This is a genomic window from Roseibium polysiphoniae, assembly GCF_014842925.1.
GTDB lineage: Bacteria > Pseudomonadota > Alphaproteobacteria > Rhizobiales > Stappiaceae > Roseibium > Roseibium polysiphoniae.
On record NZ_JACYXJ010000003.1, the window covers coordinates 1 to 16,944 of the forward strand.

A 16,944-nucleotide genomic window follows, 5' to 3' on the forward strand; every position below is an offset into this window, starting at 1 on the left:
ACCCGCCTCATGCTCGGCGAGGATCCCGATGATCTGCTCGTCCGTGAATCTTGTTCGCTTCATTGTCCGTCCTCAAATTGGGTCGGACTCTAATCGACAGTGGAGGAAAAATCCCGTGGCAGGTCAGTGGGGCAAGCCAATTCAATGTGCCTCAGCGCTTCCCATCCAAGTTCCCCAGCAAATGCGCGCCCCCTTGCAACCCAAGGCGTGCTAATCCTTGAGTGCGACCCCATTCTTGTGGAATGGACGCCGACCATTTAGCAGGAATACAGTGCTGAAATTATTGGGCTTGGGGTTACTTTGTGACTGATATCAAATTTGAAAAAGCGCGCGCCTGTTACGATCAAAACTTCGAACAGTTCCGTTCTCTAAATCAACAACTTATCAGAATACCACAAGTCTCCGTGACGGTTACGGGCGGCATCTGGTTCGTTGTAGGATCAGCGCAGACCCTATCAGAAACCGTTGCTTTTGTATTCCTGCTTTTTACTTGGATTGTGAATCTAGGGCTAGGCGCATCCTGCTTTCGCATCCGCGATGTGATGGAAAGCTACGCAGAGAAGATTGAACAATTTTCGCCGGAAAACTTTGTTAGCGGAACACCCAGGAAGCCCACTTTCCGCCTCTCACAGAAATACTCAATGATTAGGATCTACGTATTCTTGATGTTTATTGCAGGTTTGGCATCAGGGCTCATTGCAGTTCTAAGTTATTTTCCGATTAGTGAAAGTTGTATTTATGGGCCAACTCTTAGATGGATGGCTCTTTTGTCGTGCCTCACGATTTCAGGGTATGCCTTCTTTGAATTTTTTCTCAACACAAATACCAAAATGAGCCAAAAGTAACATGGCCCGATATGTTTCGTGGTTTTCATGTGGAGCCCCAAGCGCGGTGGCCACAAAGCTGGCTATAGCCTCAGGAATTAAACCTAAAATATTCTATTGTGAGGTAAAAGAGGAGCATCCAGATAATATTCGCTTCCTTAGAGATTGTGAAAACTGGTTTGGCGTAGATATAGAAATCATAGGAAAGGACGAGTACTCAAGGTCAGCTGATGTCGTGTTTCGCAATACGAAGTTTCTTGTGGGTCCGTCAGGTGCGAGATGCACGGCTGAGCTCAAGAAATCGCTTAGATGGAAGTACGGAAAGCCCGATGACATTCTAATTATGGGGTACACCCTCGATGAAGCAAAGCGAATTGAACGGCTTTTGGACGCAGAGCCGATTCTGAGGATTTTGCCTATATTAATTGAAAAGAAGCTCACAAAACGTGATTGCCTTAATATGGTTGAACGTGCAGGCATCAAGTTGCCAAAAATGTACGAACTTGGATATCGCAACAACAATTGTATCGGTTGCGTCAAGGGGCAAGCAGGTTATTGGAACAAGATCCGAATTGATTTTCCAGAACGATTCAAAGAGATGGCTAAAATTGAGAGAGAACTAAACCGAAAAATCTGTAAAATCGAATGGCGAACCAATGGTTCAAGGCACTTGCGTCGGGTTTTTTTAGACGAGCTCCCCGATGATGTTGGCTCATATAAATCTGAACCAGAGTCAGAATGCGGGATCTTCTGTCAGGCCGCTGAGGCAGAAATCTAGATCTGCACCCCACGTAAAACGATACCCTAACACGCAGAAATTACTGCCTCAATTTTGGCGTCATAAAACGACACCTGGCGTCAACAAGCGGTATGAGGTGCGCGACCAATTGCTGCCCGGTCTGCACCTGCATGTCTCGGGCACAGGTGAGAAGGTGTTTGGAGTTAGTATCGTATCAATAGGCTCTTCGCGCGCAGACGCACCCGCCGCGGGCGAGAGATAACTATTGAAAATTTATCGGGAAAAATGGTAGCGGGAGAGGGACTTGAACCCCCGACACGCGGATTATGATTCCGCTGCTCTAACCAGCTGAGCTACCCCGCCACGCACATTGCGCTTTCGCGAATGTGGGGTGCTTATAGTGACCGGGAGGGGGCGATGTCAAGCGCCGCAAAGGGCTTTTTCAAAAGCCAATGCGGCGCGCGAAATCCAGGCCCTCAAACAGCTGAAACCTGCGGTTCCTGCTGTGGAGAATCCACCTGCCAATCGCCGACGCGTTCTGTCCTTGCGATCCATCCGCCGCCCAGGACGCGGGCTTCTTCGGTGTCGCTATCGAAGAAGACACAGGCCTGCCCTGGCGCGACGCCGGCCTCGCCCGATGTAAGTTCAACGGTCGTGGTGCCATTCTCGACACGCACGATGGCAGGTGCGGGCGGCCGCGTCGAGCGGACCTTGGCGAATATTTCGAACTCTGCGCCTTCGTCGAGCAATGTATCGCCGATCCAGTTCACTTCACGCAGGAAAACCTTCCGGGTTGCCAACGCCTCGCGCGGCCCCACGATCACGCGCTTGGCGTCCGCGTCCAGGCGGACAACATAGAGCGGTTCTCCGGCGGCGACGCCAATGCCGCGGCGCTGGCCAATGGTGAAATGAATGATGCCTTCGTGTTTGCCCAGGACACGACCGTCAATGTGCACGATATCTCCAGGCTCAGCCGCGTTCGGGCGGAGCTTTCGGATCACTTCGGCATAGTCCCCGTTAGGCACGAAACAAATATCCTGACTGTCCGGCTTGTCCGCGATTGACAGCCCAAACTCATGAGCCAGTTCGCGGACTTTGGATTTCGGCATGCCGCCGAGCGGAAAGCGCAGGAAATCAAGTTGCTCCTGAGTGGTTGCAAAAAGGAAGTAGCTCTGGTCGCGGTCGAGATCTGTCGGCCGGTACATGGCGCGCTTATTGCCGGATGCCGACGAACGCACATAGTGACCGGTCGCTAGGACGTCGGCGCCCAGGTCCTTTGCGGTCTTCAGGAGGTCCTGGAACTTGACGGTCTGATTGCAGGAAACGCAGGGAATCGGTGTTTCTCCGGCGATATAGCTGTCGGCGAAACGATCCATGACGGCTTCCTTGAAGCGGCTTTCATAGTCGAGCACGTAGTGCGGGATGCCGATTTTTTCAGCTGCCCGGCGCGCATCATGGATGTCCTGTCCGGCGCAGCATGATTTCGCGCGGTTGACCGCGACGCCATGATCATAAAGCTGAAGCGTTACGCCGACGACATCGTAGCCCTGCTGCTTCATCAGCGCGGCTACAACAGAGCTGTCGACGCCGCCGGACATTGCCACCACAACGCGGGTGTCTTCAGGGCGTCCCGGAAGATCCAGACTGTTATGCATACAAATTCACCTAGGGTTCGCTCGTTGGCCGGATTTGACCGGCTTCTTGTCTGGATCAAATCCCCGAAGCAAGCCGTCTTCGCGCTTGCGCATGAGCGTGTTGTTCAAAGTTTCCGGCACTATACAGAAGTAGGTGCGTCAAGCCAATTGCGCCAGATGCATACCCGGCAAGCTTTGCCGTGTCGGTAAAGGATTCCGATGGCGCTGGCTATTGCGATGTTATTCAGTTTTTTAAGCCATTGGAAACAATGAGAAATTTATCTCTCATTATCTGGCGCGCGACTTGCTTTGAGGTGAGTGGTCTTTCAATGCCTTCAAAAAAGGCGAGTGTGTGGGGCGTAGATGCTGCCGATTGGGATGTTCACCGATGTTTCTGCTGGTGCGCTTGATAGCGCGGCCGGTGTCGTGCCGTTTTCAGGTGCCAAAGAGGTTGCCGGTGCGTTTCGGTCTTTTCTCGCCGAGGGCGAGGGCAATGCTTCTCCAGAGACCGCGTCGCTTGCTTCTTCTCTCGAAGGTCGGCCAGCCCCTGCAGATGGGCAGTCTGCAGGGGTGGTGGGAGGTAAGTCCTTCGGCGAACAGGCGTTGGGGCCGGAGCTTTCAGCTCTTCTCGGCGAAGGTGACGCGCCTGTTGCTGGCGAGATAGATTCTGCCGCAGTGCCTGAAGACGTTGCTCTTAACGAAGAAGAGCGCGCCGATATTGCGCCGGAAGACCCCGTCTTTTCGGCGGATGTGCCTCGGGTCGGTGAAGAGCTTTTGCAGGGACCGCCAGCTGCGGCACTAGGCGGAGCTGTTGTTCCGTCCAGCGTGTCAGTTGCGCGATCTGGAGATGCCGCTGATGGCAGGCGTGTTGGTCTGGTGGGAGCGGATGCCGCTGGTGCGGGTGCTCTCGGAACAAATCAATCCGCTTCCGGAGATGCGGGAGCCCAACGCCCAGGCTTGGCTTCGTCGGCCGGCCAGGTAAGCACTAGTACCTCGGGTGACTCTGGGAAGGGCTCCTCCCTGCCAGCGCAGGCGGAACGTGTTGCTGTCTCGCCGGACGGTCGACTGGTGAATGAGCGCGAGGGTCGCGTGGACAGCGTATCTTCGGCGACCGCGCTGAAAGATCAAATTGCCCGCCAAGGCAATGGAAGCACGCGATTCGAGGCTGGAAACGGCTCATTGTCTTCGGCGGAAGGCAAAAGTGATGTGCCGGCTGCAGCGCGGGCCTCGGCCTCTGCGGCAAGCGCGGCTGCAGGTGATGAGCCGCTGTCTGCGGGTAAGCCTGCAGAGCTCCAAACGGCTGCGGCGGTGGCGACGGAGCCTGTCGCGCGCCGTTGGAAAACAGATCTTCCTGAAATCTCGCGCGCAAGCAAAGCGTCTCAGGCCGTGGCTGGGGCTGTTTCGCCTCAGCCGAAATCTGCATCTTCTGCAGCTGCGTCTGATCCCGTCATTGTGCCCGCAGCACTGGTGGAGGATGGTGCGCTTGCCGAGGTTGATCTGCGCGCTTCGGGCGAGGTTTCGAAAGCAGCGGGCCAGACTAATGCAAACGTCAACGAGATGATTGCGGCAGGAAGTCCTGCACCGAAAGCCTTGGGAGCTGAGACAGCTGTTGCAGGCAATGGTTCTGCGTCGGCATCTGCTTCAGATGAAATGGCTCAGGTGTTCGATGTCGAGGCTGGGTTCGACGAGAGCGGGCGTGATCTTTCCGCACGGCAGCAGGTGGGCGAAACCCGAGCGGACAGCGCAACGCGTGCTAACGGCGCGCCGCCGCCGGCAGGCAACACTCCTGAGAGCGGTGTCTCGGGCGCCACGGCGCAGTCTTCCGCTGCACTCGCTACCGCTGCTGCCGGGACGCTTGGCCTGGAGCAAGAGGCTGGCGGTGATGAAGAGCTCGACCTTGCTTTCGATGTAAAGAGTTTCGCAAAGGGTGAGCTGACCGGGAGCACTCGCGCGGACAGCGCGCAGGCAACGAGCCGGATGACGAACAACCCGGTCGCCGCGCAGGTGGCGGGCGCTATTGCGCGTAACCTTCAGGATGGACATACGCGCTTTCAAATGCGCTTCGATCCACCGGAGCTTGGCCGCGTTGATGTGAACATGAAGATGGCCGCGGATGGCAGTGTCCAGGCTCATCTGATTGTCGAGCGTCCAGAGACGCTGGACATGTTCATGCGGGATCAACGTTCACTAGAACGCGCGCTTGAAGCTGCAGGGCTGAATGCCGACTCAGAGAGCCTTCAGTTCTCCTTGAAACAGGAGGGCGAGCAGGGCTTCGCATCCTCTCAGGGCGACGATGGCGGTTTTCCTGAGGGACGAGGCGACAACGAAGAGGCCGCGACTGCTGAGGATGCGGCAACTGAGCAGGTAACCCAGATTTACCTCGCGAACAACACGTCGGGACTCGACATCAGAATTTAGGCTGGTGGCGTCCTGAAGGCAGACAAGGTCAAGGAGTTTTAAGGTATGACTGAAGTTGGAAACACCACGTCGACGTCGAGCACATCTAGCTCCGCGACCTCGAGTACTGGGCTTACTGGTAACTACGAGCTTTTCTTATCGCTCCTGACGACCCAGATCCAGAACCAGGATCCTCTCGACCCTCTGGATTCTGCTGAATATACCAATCAGTTGGTTCAGTATTCCTCTGTCGAGCAATCGATCCAGACGAACGCAAATCTGGAAGAGATGCTGGCGACGTTGAAGTCCAATGAAGCGTCTTCTTACGTGAGTTATCTCGGCTCCGAGGTTACGGCGGCTGGCGGTACGACAATGTTGTCGGACGGAGAGGCCTCATGGTCCTATTCCATCAATGAAGCCGCAAGTGGAACGATCGAGGTCCGCAATGCGTCCGGGGCGGTTGTCTATTCGGAAGAGGTGTCCCTCGATGCGGGGGCAGGGACATTTGAGTGGGATGGTGTTGGCGACTCTGGTTCAGCTTCCCCGGAAGGGGCCTATACGATCGGCTTCAATCTGAAAGACAGTTCGGGCAATGCCGAGGCGGCATCGGTTGAAATCAGCGGCGTGGTCGATGGGGTCGACATGTCTACAGGGTCGACCTTCCTGAAGATTGGCGACGTGAGCGTGCCGGTTAGCGCTGTCAAAGAGGTCTATAGGGCAACTTAACGCTACAATTTATCGATGGCTCGCAAGCCATTGGCGCTTTTTGATAATTTGGCGCTAGAAAGCCTTATGGTAAGCAAATCGTTAATTTGTTGCAGCCTGCGAGCAAAGCGCCAGTTGGTTAATAGAATTACGTCTTTCGTTAAATTTTAATCTCGAATTCAAGAAATTGAATTAATACTCGTTTATGAATTCGCGTTTTTATAGTTAACAATACCTCTATGGCTGCTTAGGTAAATTTTAAACAGCTGTCTGTACTCTCAAACTCAGCCTTGGTCATGGTTTTAGTGTGAGAGTACAATGACCGAACAAATTCGTTCGCGTGTAAAATATGTCATCGGACCTGATGGCAGCCCTTTAACAATCGCGGATCTTCCGCCAACGTCGACAAAGCGTTGGGTGATCCGTCGAAAGGCCGAAGTGGTTGCAGCCGTTCGCGGTGGTCTCTTGTCCCTTGAGGAAGCCTGTCAGCGGTACACGCTGACTGTCGAAGAGTTCCTGTCCTGGCAGAGCTCGATCGAGAAGCATGGATTGGCGGGCCTACGTGCGACCCGGATCCAGCAGTATCGAAACTAGGCTTTCTTAACCAGCGGCAAATATCGGCCCCGAAAGGCGTTTGGGGCTGTCGGAGTGGGGTGGCCGCAGGCCGCCCTTTTTTCGTTTGCGAGTCGCGGCTCTAGCGCCAGCGTCGAATAAGACTTCGAGCTCCGAGCTTTCGAAGTTTGCCGTCCTTCTCAAAGTCTTAACGAGATAGGCAGTTTTTCCCCACCTCAGTTGCATATTGCATAAATGAGAATGGCGGAAATCTGCCGTGCCGTTCATGCTTGCTCTTGAATGTTAACGTCTTGTTAACCTTCTGAGCGGCAAATTTTGCCTATTGGTTAACAAGTGTGTTGCCAATGCGAATCCGAAAGGCGGATTCTTTGAGGGGCTATCAATGCGGGCGGCAACGTGAACGGGCTTATCGAATTTATCAGAACGCTTGGTCCAACCCGGATCGCGGCTATGGGTGCGGTCGCGGCAATTCTGGTCGGCGTCTTTGCTTTCATTATCTTCCGCGTCACGGCTCCCCAGATGACGCAGCTTTATTCCGATCTGACGCTCGAAGATTCCGGGGCAATCGTTAATCAGCTCGAATCTCTCGGTGTGCAGTACGAACTGAAGCGCGATGGCAGCACGATCCTGGTGCCTGGTGAGCAGGTGGCGCGGTTGCGGATGAGGCTCGCCGAGGATGGCCTGCCGACAGGCGGTTCGATCGGTTACGAGATTTTCGACAGGACGGACACGCTCGGGGCGACAAGCTTCGTTCAGAACATCAACAAGCTTCGGGCCATCGAGGGTGAGCTTTCACGTACCATTGCATCTATCGATCGGATCAATGCGGCTCGTGTGCACCTGGTTATTCCTGAGCGGCAACTGTTTCAACGGGATCGTCGTCCGCCTTCCGCATCGATCGTCTTGAATGTTCGCGGTTCTCTCGGAACGGGCGAGATCAGGGCTGTCCAGCATCTTGTCGCGACCGCTGTTGATGGTCTTAGCCCCGAGCGGGTTTCGATCGTTGATGAAACAGGGCGTCTGCTTGCCTCAGGGGCGGACAGCGATGAAGACGGGGTGGTCTCAACCTCGCTGCAGGAGCGTGTCGTGGCTGTGGAGTCCCGTCTGCGCAATCAGATCGAGGAAATTCTCAACAGTGTCGTCGGGCCAGGACGTGCTCGTGTGCGGGTTGCCGCTGACGTGGACTTCAATCGCACGACAGAGACCATCGAGACTTTCGATCCCGAGGGGCAGGTTGTTCGTTCCACGCAGACGAAGGAAGAAGCCACCAGCAGTGTTAGTGGTCAGGACGAGGTGACCGTCGGCAACCAGCTGCCGAATGGCGGCGAAGGCAACGGCGAAAACGGCGACCGGGATGACTCCAGTCTGACCGAAGAGATCGTCAACTACGAGATCTCGAAGTCGACCCGCACTGAAATCGTCGAAGCGGGTCGGATCAAGAGGCTGTCTGTGGCGGTGCTGGTCGATGGTCTCTACGAACCCAACGAAGACGGTGACGTCACCTATTCACCGCGCGCTCAGGAAACGCTCGACCGGATTGCGGTTCTTGTTCGCTCCGCCGTTGGTTTCGATGAGACACGTGGCGACGTGGTCGAAGTTGTCAATCTTCAGTTCGCGATGGCGCCCCAGGGCGATCTGATGGCTGAAGGCGATGGTCTCTTCGAATTCACCCGACAGGACATCATGCGGTTCGCGGAGCTCGGGGTCCTGCTGCTTATTTCTCTGCTGTTGCTGCTCTTCGTCGTACGCCCGCTGCTGCGCCGAATCGTGACGCCGGAGGAAAAGACCCCGCAGGAACTGGTTATTGGTCCGGACGGTATGTTGGTGGCGGAGACCGAAGTGCCTGCGGATGCGACTGATGAGGATGATGAGTTCAGGATCGAGTGGCTTGAGGAGGCAAAGGCTGAAGGAGCGCTCCAGGCGAGCTCCATCCAGAAAGTTGGCGAGATGATTGAAGAGTATCCAACCGAAGCGGTCACCATTGTTCGCGGTTGGCTGGATGAGGCAGCTTAAGAATGGCCGGTGACTCCCTCCAGCAACATCTGGCCGTCAGCGCGGATTCTGAAGATCGCGATCTTAAAGGGGCCGAGCGTGCCGCAGTTCTTCTGCTGGCACTGGGCGAGAAACATGGCAAGCCGATCTGGGACAAGCTGGACGAGATCGAAGTCCGTCAAGTGTCCGCCGCGATGGCAAATCTCGGGCCCGTTACGCCGAGTATGCTGGAGGCCCTGTTCGTCGATTTTGTTCGGAAGATCACATCCAAGGGCTCTTTGACGGGCAACGTCGATGCCACAGAGAGGCTTCTGGGCTCCTTCCTGTCTGGCGATCGTGTCGATATCATCATGGAAGAAATTCGCGGCCCTGCCGGCCGCAATATGTGGGAGAAACTGTCGAACGTTCAGGAGAACGTTCTGGCCAACTATCTCAAGAACGAATACCCTCAAACTGTTGCGGTCGTCTTGTCCAAGATTAATTCAGATCATGCTGCGCGTGTTCTGGGTATCTTGCCGGAAGAGCTGGCTCTTGAAGTTGTGAGCCGCATGCTCAGGATGGACGCGGTCCAGAAGGACGTTCTGGAGAAGGTCGAGCAGACGCTCCGTGTCGAGTTCATGTCCAACCTGACCAACACTTCGCGGCGAGACAGCCACGAGATGATGGCGGACATCTTCAACAACTTCGATCGGCAGACCGAGGCTCGCTTCCTGGCCGCGCTTGAGGAAGAAAACCGCGAAGCAGCGGATCGCATCAAGACCTTGATGTTCACCTTCGACGATCTGTTGAAGCTGGATGCCGCGAGTTGTCAGACGTTGCTGCGCAGTGTGGAAAAAGATCGCCTCGCGATTGCGCTCAAGGGTTCTACAGACGCGGCGAGGGAATTCTTCTTCGGCAATATGTCTTCGCGTGCGGCCAAGCTGCTGGAAGACGATATGGAGGCGCTTGGTCCGGTTCGCCTTCGTGATGTCGATGAAGCTCAAACCGGCATGGTGAATACGGCCAAGGATCTCGCGGCCAAGGGCGAGATCCTGATCTCCAAGTCGAAGAGCGATGACGAGATTATCTACTAACGCAGGAAAGCAACACTTCAGAGTATGGGTAGAATGACGAACCCGGCGAAATTCCTGTTTGATGTCGATTTTTCGGAACCGGAGGAGCCGATTGTGGAAGCTCCTGTGGAGCCCGAGATCCCGATGATGCCTGTGGCTGAGCACGAGACGTTGCTTGCGGCCGCGCGCAAGGCTGCGTTCGAAGACGGACGGACCGAGGCGCTCAAGGATCTGACCGGCACACAGGAGAAACTGCTGACGGACGAGGTACAGCGACTGGTGCAGGTCTGTACGAATGTGCTGGACCAGCTCGATGAGGAGCAGGCAAGTCAGGAAAAGGACGCTGTCAGCCTTGCGTTTCTTGTCGCAAGACGGCTTTGCGCCCACCTACTGGCGCGTCAGCCGCTGGCGGAAACAGTGGCGCTCGTTTCCGAGTGTCTCGGGCCGCTTCGCCGGGCACCTCATCTTGTGATCCGCGTCGCCGAGAAGGATGTCGAGGCGCTCAAGACGCGGGTTGATCCTATCGTTCATGAAAAAGGTTTTGACGGTCGTCTCGTCATTCTGGGCGAGGCTGACATGCCAAGGGGCGACTGCCATATCGAATGGGCTGACGGAGGCATCTTGAGAGATCGCAAGGCGCTCGAGAAGCAAATCGACGGCAGCATTCGCAACTATCTTCAGGCTCGTTCGAACAAGGCGAGCAAGACGCAGGAAGCCACCGGTGTGGCGGCTGCAAAGGAAGCTGACGCATGAGTGACGAACAAGATACCGGGATTCCGCTTGATGAACTCGAAGCTCCGGCTCGAGGCGAGACAGACGGCAGTGAAGGGCCCATTCCACAGTCCGCCGGTGATCTGGAGGCTGTGTTTGATGTTCCGGTTCGAATTTCGGCTGTTCTCGGCCATTCAAAAATGCATGTTTCCGACCTTCTCAAGCTGGCTTCGGGCACTGTACTGGAGCTCGACCGGAAGGTCGGTGAGGCGATTGATATCTATGTAAACGATCGGCTTGTTGCCCGTGGGGAGGTTGTGCTCGTGGAGGACAAGCTCGGCGTGACCATGACCGAAATCATCAAGACTGATCGCTAAGGAATAGGAACGGGTCATGAGACTGCTGATTGTTGGCACCCTTGGAGGTCAGCTTACCGTTGCGAGCCAGATTGCGATGCAACGCGGTGCGAAGGTCACGCAGGCTGACGACATCGAAAGCGCGATGAAGGTGCTCCGTTCCGGCCGAGGTGCCGATCTTCTTATGGTCGATGTCGGGCTCGACATCGCCGGCATGCTGGCCAAGCTTCAAAGCGAGCGGGTTCACGTGCCGATCGTTGCCTGCGGCGTGGAAACGGATGCACAGGCTGCTGTTTCTGCCATTCGGGCCGGCGCGAAAGAGTATATCCCGCTGCCGCCTGATCCGGAGATGATTGCTGCTGTTCTGGCCGCCGTCGCGCAGGAACGTGGAGATCTCATCTACCGGGATGACGCCATGGCGTCCGTGGTTCGTCTGGCAGAGCAGGTGGCTCCATCAGACGCATCTGTCCTGATCACCGGTGAGTCTGGTACCGGTAAGGAAGTCATCGCGCGTCACGTCCACAAATCGTCCAATCGTGCCAGCAAGCCGTTTATCTCGATCAACTGTGCTGCAATTCCGGAGCATCTGCTTGAGTCCGAGCTTTTCGGTCACGAGAAAGGCGCCTTTACCGGGGCCGTTGCGCGGCGGGTCGGCAAGTTCGAAGAAGCAGATGGCGGCACCCTTCTTCTGGACGAGATCTCCGAGATGGATGTTCGTCTTCAGGCGAAGCTCCTCCGTGCCATTCAGGAACGCGTCATTGATCGCGTTGGTGGCACACGGCCTGTGCCCGTGAATATTCGTATCCTTGCGACCTCCAACCGGGATCTTGCCGAGAGCGTCCGGCAGGGTACTTTTCGGGAGGATCTGCTGTTTCGATTGAATGTCGTGAACCTCAAGTTGCCGCCTTTGCGGGAACGTCCAGCAGACATATTTGAGTTGGCGAAATTCTTTGTCGATCACTATGCCCAGGCCAATGGGGTGCCTGCGAGGCCCTTGTCCGTAGAGGCCCGTCAGGCACTTTCGGCCAATCCCTGGCCTGGTAACGTGCGTGAGTTGGAAAACACCATGCACCGTGCAGTCCTGCTTGCGCAGGGCGAGGAAATCGGGGCGGAAGCGATCCGCATGCCGGACGGCAGTCCAATTGCGGTGAGCAAGGGACCTGCGGAGCGCGCTGCGCTGACGGCCGAGGCGGTTTCTCGAAACTTCGTCGGCCGGACCGTCGCTGATGTGGAACGGGATCTGATCCTCGACACGCTGGATCATTGTCTTGGCAACAGGACCCATGCTGCAAAGATCTTGGGAATATCGATCAGAACGCTGCGCAACAAGCTGAATCAATATACGGATGAGGGTGTACGCGTTCCCGGTCCGGGTGAAGCCCGTCCGGCAATGTGAAAGGCGCTAAGGCTGTTTGTGATACAAGACGCCGCAAATGAAAAACGCGGTCAGGGGCAATAGATGTCGGATACGACGGCGGGGAATAATCAGCAGGTGAGTGAAGTGCCTGCCACGGGCGTGCCCGCCCAGGCGAGCAGCGCGCCAGCCATGCCGTCGCTCACAGAAATCATCTCTGTTGTGAAACGGGGTGACACGGGTCTAGCCGTTGGCGTTCTCGTCATTCTGACCCTCATGATTTTGCCGATGCCGCCGGTCATGCTGGATCTTTTCCTGGCAATCTCGATTATCTTTGCTGTTCTGGTCCTGATGACCAGCCTGTTCATTCAAAAGCCGCTCGAGTTCTCATCCTTTCCGACGGTGCTTTTGATCGCGACCATGTTGCGGCTCGGCCTGAACATTTCTTCCACCCGCCTGATCCTTGCCAATGGACACGAGGGCACAGCCGCTGCCGGAAACGTCATCCAGTCCTTCGGTAACCTGGTCATGGGCGGCAACTTCGTCATCGGCATCATTGTATTTGCGATCCTTGTGATCGTGAATTTCGTCGTTATTACAAAAGGTTCCGGCCGTATCGCGGAAGTGGCAGCGCGTTTCACCCTTGATGCAATGCCCGGCAAGCAAATGGCAATCGATGCCGACTTGTCTGCGGGTCTGATCGATGAAACCGAAGCGCGGACACGCCGCCGGACACTTGAAGACGAAAGTTCGTTCTTCGGTGCCATGGATGGTGCTTCCAAGTTCGTTCGCGGCGATGCGATCGCGGGCCTTCTGATCACCTTTATCAATATTCTGGGCGGTATCTTCATCGGCGTTGCGCAGATGGAACTCTCGTTCTCAGAGGCCGCAAACAACTACACATTGCTGACCATCGGTGATGGACTGGTTTCTCAGATTCCGGCCCTGATCGTTTCCACGGCCGCCGGTTTGCTCGTGTCCAAAGCCGGTGTTCAGGGCGCTGCAGACAAGGCGCTGGCGAGCCAGTTCACCGGCTATCCCAAGGCGCTGGGCATGTCTGCCGCGGTCATGATCATTCTGTCTTTCATGCCGGGCATGCCGATGGTGCCATTTCTGGGACTTGCGGGGGTGGCGGGATGGCTGGCCTATAGCACCACGACGAAGAAGAAGGCTGCGGCCGCTGTCGTCGAGAAGAAGAAGGCCGTCGAGGCTGCTCCCAAGCCACCGCCCGAGCCGCCGATCACGGATGCGCTCAAGATGGACGAGCTGCGCATCGAGCTTGGCTATGCCTTGTTGCCATTGATCAATGGCAAGGATCAAAGTGGTGGCGACCAGCTGACGGAACAGATCAAGGCCTTGCGCCGCCAGATCGCAGGCGACATGGGCGTGATCATGCCGCCGGTTCGAATTCTGGACAATATCCAGCTTGGGGCCAACGACTACGTCATCAAGGTGAAGGAAGTCGAGGCCGGGCGTGGTCTCCTCTATCCCAACCATTTCATGGTCATGGACCCATCTGGCGGACAGGTTAAGTTGCCGGGCACGCATACAACCGAGCCGACCTTCGGCTTGCCGGCCACATGGGTGGAAAGCCAGTACCGAGAAGATGCTTCCTTGCGCGGGTATACCGTTGTTGATCCGGCGACGGTTCTTTCGACCCATTTGACAGAGACCATCAAGGGCAACGTCAGCGAGCTGCTCACCTATGGCGACGTCCAGAAGCTTCTCAAGGAGCTGCAGGGCGAGCAGGCCAAGCTTGTCGATGACCTCATTCCGTCACAGGTTACGGTTTCCGGTATCCAGCGCGTGCTTCAGACGCTGCTCGGCGAGCGCGTTTCCGTTCGCGACCTTGGGACAATTCTGGAAGGTGTTTCCGAAGCGACCGGCATGACGCGAAACACCAATACGATCGCAGAGCACGTGCGCAGCCGGTTGGGCCGGCAGATCTGTGCGGCGAATCTGGCGCCGGGCGGTTACCTGCCGCTCATCGCGCTTTCGCCCCAATGGGAGCAGGCTTTCATCGAGGCGATCGTTGGTGAAGGCGATGAACGGCAGCTCGCCATGCAGCCGAGCAAGCTGCAGGAGTTTGTCGGCAAGGTGCGTGATGCCTTTGAAGCTGCCGCCCAGCAGGGTGAAGTCCCTGTGCTTCTGACGTCACCGCAGACGCGTCCTTTCGTGCGATCCATTGTCGAGCGTTTCCGCGCTCATACGACTGTCATGAGCCAGAGTGAGGTTCACCCACGGGTCAAACTGAAGACGATCGGATCCATCTGATTTTCCAGGGTAGATCGACTACGAGCGCCCTTTTTCAGATCAGCATATTGATCCGCGACATCACGGTTGTCGTGCTGGCATATGGACCCGCGGCACCCTGATTTTGAAATGTGAGGGACGTGGCGGCTTGGGTCGCCTGGGAGTTGATTATGGTGAAGTTGTTGGCGACCGCGCGCAGCTGGCTGGCGCGCTCTTTAGCTGCGGCCCGTTTTTCCTTCCAGGACTCGTTGTAGTCGGACCAGGTCGATTTCCTGGTCGAACTGGAGTTGTAGTCACGCTGAACGTAGTTCCCAGTCTTGGGCATCGTTGCATCTCTCCTGGATACAATCGGAACCTTGACAAAACAGCGTTAACCAACCGTTAAGACGATGCTTTTTGCGAAAACGCTTGGTGCGACAAGGTCCAGCTGCTAAGGCCTCTTGGCAAGAGTGGAAATGGAGATTTGTCATGTCGGACTTGGTGCTTGACCTGAATGGGTACACGGATCTGCCTGCCGGGAAAATCGCCTATGTCGTGACCTTTCTCGAGATGACGCAACCGGCGTCTGTGAACCTGTCTCAGCCTGCTGCGCATCCCAACGTCGAGCTTGAACGCTGGACAGATCCCGACCCGCAAAGTTTCAGGGACCTGTTTAGGGAAATCGGTGAAGAGTGGCTGTGGTTTTCGCGGTTGGTCATCCCGGAGAGCCAGCTCAAGGGCATGCTGAATGACCCCTTGCGCGAGATTCATGTTCCAGTCGTTGATGGCAAGCGTTCCGGGCTGCTTGAGCTCAACTACCAGGATCCCGCAAATCCGGAAATTTCCTATTTCGGCCTTGTGCCGACGGCGACGGGCGGTGGCATGGGGCGATGGCTGATGGCAAATGCCGTCAGCATGGCCTGGGCCCGCCCGGAAACGACACGGCTATGGCTTCATACCTGCACCGGAGACAGCCCGCAGGCGATCCACTTCTACCAGGCCTGTGGCTTCAAGCCCTACAAGCGCGCGATCGAAGTCTGTGATGACCCGCGGCGCACAGGTCACCTGTCGCGCGAAAGTGCCCGGCACGTGCCTATTATCGAGTAGGCTGGGGGCGCTCTCGGTCGCTGCGTTTAGGCCGAAATCCTGTCCGGGAAGGCCGTCGCAATCGCCTTTCCATTTGCCTCAAGAACACCTCGTTCGGTGATGAGGCCGGTGATCAGCCGTGCGGGCGTGACATCGAAGGCCGGATTGGCCACGTCGGAACCACTGGCGACAATCTCGATGGTTTCGACGCTTCCAGCGGCTGTGCGGCCGGTCATCGCCCTGACCTCATCGCCGCTTCGCTCCTCGATCGGGATCTGTTGCAGTCCGTCCGACAGCGTGAAATCGATTGTTGGGGACGGGAGGGCGACATAGAATGGAACGCCGCAGTCCTTGGCCGCCAAGGCTTTCAGATAGGTTCCGATCTTGTTGCAGACGTCACCGGTTGCCGTGGTGCGGTCGGTTCCGACGATGACGAGATCGACCTCACCCTGCTGCATGAGGTGACCTCCGGCATTGTCGACGATGACCGTATGAGGAACACCGTGTTTGCCAAGCTCCCAAGCGGTGAGAAACGCGCCCTGGTTCCGTGGGCGGGTTTCGTCAACCCAGACATGAAGGGGCACGCCGCCGTCATGGGACATGTAGATCGGAGCGGTTGCCGTGCCCATGTCAACTGTGGCCAACCATCCTGCGTTGCAATGGGTCAGGATATTGACCCGTTCTCCGGCCTTTTTGGTTCGGGCGATGTTGGCAATGATTTCCGCGCCGTGAAGGCCGATGGCCATGTTGGTCGCGATATCTTCATCGCAGATCTGGTTGGCCAGGGTATAGGCGGCTGCCGCTCGCTCTTCAGGATGAAGGGGCAGAAGCGCCTTTCGCATCAGATCCAGCGCCCATCTGAGATTGACCGCTGTCGGACGGGTTTCAAGAAGGGTTGAACAGGCCTCCATCAGCGATACGTCGGACGCATCAGCACGGAGCGCAAGGCAGATGCCGTAGGCCGCAGTCGCACCGATCAGGGGCGCTCCGCGCACCTGCATGGAGCGAATGGCATGAGCTGCATCTTGCAGGTTTTCCAGTCTCGTGGTTTCGAATGAATGCGGAAAGCGCGTCTGGTCGATGATTTCAACCGCCCAGCCATCTTCGGCAAGCCAGATTGTTCGGTATTTCTGACCGTCTACATTCATTTCGTATGGCCTCCCGTCTGGCGCCGACTTGTCCGGAACTCTTCCTGACTAGCGGATCCCTTCCGCTGCGGCCAGTCTTGCATTGCTGGTATTAGAGACCAAAATAGCTTAATAATCGTTAACCATTTCCGCCGGAATGCC

15 protein-coding genes and 1 tRNA gene are annotated in these 16,944 nt (G+C 56.5%); 12 read left to right on the forward strand and 4 right to left on the reverse strand.

Annotated features, from left to right (window positions below):
- Positions 1-302: 302 nt before the first annotated feature.
- Both IG617_RS06995 and IG617_RS07000 read left to right on the forward strand, forming a co-directional pair.
- Entirely contained in the window at positions 303-845 is a 543-nt protein-coding gene (locus IG617_RS06995; RefSeq protein ID WP_192108537.1) for a hypothetical protein, read from the forward strand.
- A 1-nt stretch (position 846) separates the two neighbouring features.
- Positions 847-1,602, forward strand: coding sequence for a phosphoadenosine phosphosulfate reductase domain-containing protein (locus IG617_RS07000; RefSeq protein ID WP_254170482.1), 756 nt, complete (start codon positions 847-849; stop codon positions 1,600-1,602).
- A gap of 247 nt (positions 1,603-1,849) precedes the next feature.
- On the opposite strand, the gene IG617_RS07005 is transcribed toward IG617_RS07000, so the two are convergent.
- Positions 1,850-1,926: transfer RNA gene (locus IG617_RS07005), tRNA-Met, on the reverse strand.
- 113 nt (positions 1,927-2,039) lie between these two features.
- The gene (mnmA, locus tag IG617_RS07010; protein ID WP_192108539.1) at positions 2,040-3,218 is read right to left on the reverse strand and encodes a tRNA 2-thiouridine(34) synthase MnmA; all 1,179 of its coding nucleotides are present in this window, start codon (positions 3,216-3,218) and stop codon (positions 2,040-2,042) included.
- 342 nt (positions 3,219-3,560) lie between these two features.
- On the opposite strand from mnmA, the gene IG617_RS07015 reads away from it, so the two are divergent.
- The 9 genes from IG617_RS07015 to flhA all read left to right on the forward strand — a co-directional run bounded on the left by IG617_RS07015 (position 3,561) and on the right by flhA (position 14,611).
- Positions 3,561-5,615, forward strand: coding sequence for a flagellar hook-length control protein FliK (locus IG617_RS07015; RefSeq protein ID WP_192108540.1), 2,055 nt, complete (start codon positions 3,561-3,563; stop codon positions 5,613-5,615).
- Between the two features lie 45 nt (positions 5,616-5,660).
- Positions 5,661-6,320, forward strand: a complete 660-nt coding sequence (locus IG617_RS07020) for a flagellar hook assembly protein FlgD (protein WP_192108541.1) — start codon at positions 5,661-5,663, stop codon at positions 6,318-6,320.
- Between the two features lie 297 nt (positions 6,321-6,617).
- Positions 6,618-6,893 carry a CtrA inhibitor SciP gene (gene sciP, locus IG617_RS07025; protein WP_008194991.1) on the forward strand — a complete coding sequence of 92 codons (276 nt, stop codon included), beginning with the start codon at positions 6,618-6,620 and terminating at the stop codon, positions 6,891-6,893.
- 429 nt (positions 6,894-7,322) lie between these two features.
- Positions 7,323-8,885: a flagellar basal-body MS-ring/collar protein FliF gene (fliF, locus tag IG617_RS07030; protein WP_216859563.1), complete on the forward strand. Its 1,563-nt coding sequence runs from the start codon at positions 7,323-7,325 to the stop codon at positions 8,883-8,885.
- Positions 8,886-8,887: 2 nt separating this feature from the next.
- Entirely contained in the window at positions 8,888-9,937 is a 1,050-nt protein-coding gene (fliG, locus tag IG617_RS07035; RefSeq protein WP_192108543.1) for a flagellar motor switch protein FliG, read from the forward strand.
- A 33-nt stretch (positions 9,938-9,970) separates the two neighbouring features.
- Positions 9,971-10,669 carry a FliH/SctL family protein gene (locus IG617_RS07040; protein WP_209008338.1) on the forward strand — a complete coding sequence of 233 codons (699 nt, stop codon included), beginning with the start codon at positions 9,971-9,973 and terminating at the stop codon, positions 10,667-10,669.
- Entirely contained in the window at positions 10,666-11,004 is a 339-nt protein-coding gene (fliN, locus tag IG617_RS07045) for a flagellar motor switch protein FliN (protein ID WP_192108545.1), read from the forward strand. Before IG617_RS07040 ends, fliN begins: the two co-directional genes overlap by 4 nt.
- 16 nt (positions 11,005-11,020) lie before the next feature.
- Positions 11,021-12,379: a sigma-54-dependent transcriptional regulator FlbD gene (gene flbD / locus IG617_RS07050; protein WP_192108546.1), complete on the forward strand. Its 1,359-nt coding sequence runs from the start codon at positions 11,021-11,023 to the stop codon at positions 12,377-12,379.
- 150 nt (positions 12,380-12,529) lie between these two features.
- A complete protein-coding gene (flhA, locus tag IG617_RS07055; RefSeq protein ID WP_246542052.1) occupies positions 12,530-14,611 on the forward strand; it encodes a flagellar biosynthesis protein FlhA in 2,082 nt (693 codons plus the stop codon).
- A gap of 34 nt (positions 14,612-14,645) precedes the next feature.
- Here flhA and IG617_RS07060 read toward each other — a convergent pair whose 3' ends face one another.
- Positions 14,646-14,915 carry a flagellar biosynthesis protein gene (locus IG617_RS07060; RefSeq protein ID WP_192108548.1) on the reverse strand — a complete coding sequence of 90 codons (270 nt, stop codon included), beginning with the start codon at positions 14,913-14,915 and terminating at the stop codon, positions 14,646-14,648.
- A 143-nt stretch (positions 14,916-15,058) separates the two neighbouring features.
- Between IG617_RS07060 and IG617_RS07065 the strand changes: the two genes are divergently transcribed.
- Complete coding sequence (locus IG617_RS07065) at positions 15,059-15,676, forward strand: GNAT family N-acetyltransferase (protein ID WP_192108549.1); 618 nt, start codon at positions 15,059-15,061, stop codon at positions 15,674-15,676.
- A 26-nt stretch (positions 15,677-15,702) separates the two neighbouring features.
- On the opposite strand, the gene mtnA is transcribed toward IG617_RS07065, so the two are convergent.
- Positions 15,703-16,803, reverse strand: coding sequence for an S-methyl-5-thioribose-1-phosphate isomerase (gene mtnA / locus IG617_RS07070; RefSeq protein ID WP_192108550.1), 1,101 nt, complete (start codon positions 16,801-16,803; stop codon positions 15,703-15,705).
- Positions 16,804-16,944 lie beyond the last annotated feature (141 nt).

Bases quoted from the DNA above. Each gene is read 5' to 3' on its own strand.
- fliN (WP_192108545.1), top strand. From the start codon at position 10,666: ATGAGTGACGAACAAGATACCGGGATTCCGCTTGATGAACTCGAAGCT.
- flbD (WP_192108546.1), top strand. From the start codon at position 11,021: ATGAGACTGCTGATTGTTGGCACCCTTGGAGGTCAGCTTACCGTTGCG.
- IG617_RS07060 (WP_192108548.1), bottom strand. From the start codon at position 14,915: ATGCCCAAGACTGGGAACTACGTTCAGCGTGACTACAACTCCAGTTCG.
- fliG (WP_192108543.1), top strand. From the start codon at position 8,888: ATGGCCGGTGACTCCCTCCAGCAACATCTGGCCGTCAGCGCGGATTCT.
- flhA (WP_246542052.1), top strand. From the start codon at position 12,530: ATGCCGTCGCTCACAGAAATCATCTCTGTTGTGAAACGGGGTGACACG.
- IG617_RS07020 (WP_192108541.1), top strand. From the start codon at position 5,661: ATGACTGAAGTTGGAAACACCACGTCGACGTCGAGCACATCTAGCTCC.
- mnmA (WP_192108539.1), bottom strand. From the start codon at position 3,218: ATGCATAACAGTCTGGATCTTCCGGGACGCCCTGAAGACACCCGCGTT.
- IG617_RS07065 (WP_192108549.1), top strand. From the start codon at position 15,059: ATGTCGGACTTGGTGCTTGACCTGAATGGGTACACGGATCTGCCTGCC.
- IG617_RS07000 (WP_254170482.1), top strand. From the start codon at position 847: ATGGCCCGATATGTTTCGTGGTTTTCATGTGGAGCCCCAAGCGCGGTG.
- fliF (WP_216859563.1), top strand. From the start codon at position 7,323: ATGGGTGCGGTCGCGGCAATTCTGGTCGGCGTCTTTGCTTTCATTATC.
- IG617_RS07015 (WP_192108540.1), top strand. From the start codon at position 3,561: ATGCTGCCGATTGGGATGTTCACCGATGTTTCTGCTGGTGCGCTTGAT.
- IG617_RS07040 (WP_209008338.1), top strand. From the start codon at position 9,971: ATGACGAACCCGGCGAAATTCCTGTTTGATGTCGATTTTTCGGAACCG.
- sciP (WP_008194991.1), top strand. From the start codon at position 6,618: ATGACCGAACAAATTCGTTCGCGTGTAAAATATGTCATCGGACCTGAT.
- mtnA (WP_192108550.1), bottom strand. From the start codon at position 16,803: ATGAATGTAGACGGTCAGAAATACCGAACAATCTGGCTTGCCGAAGAT.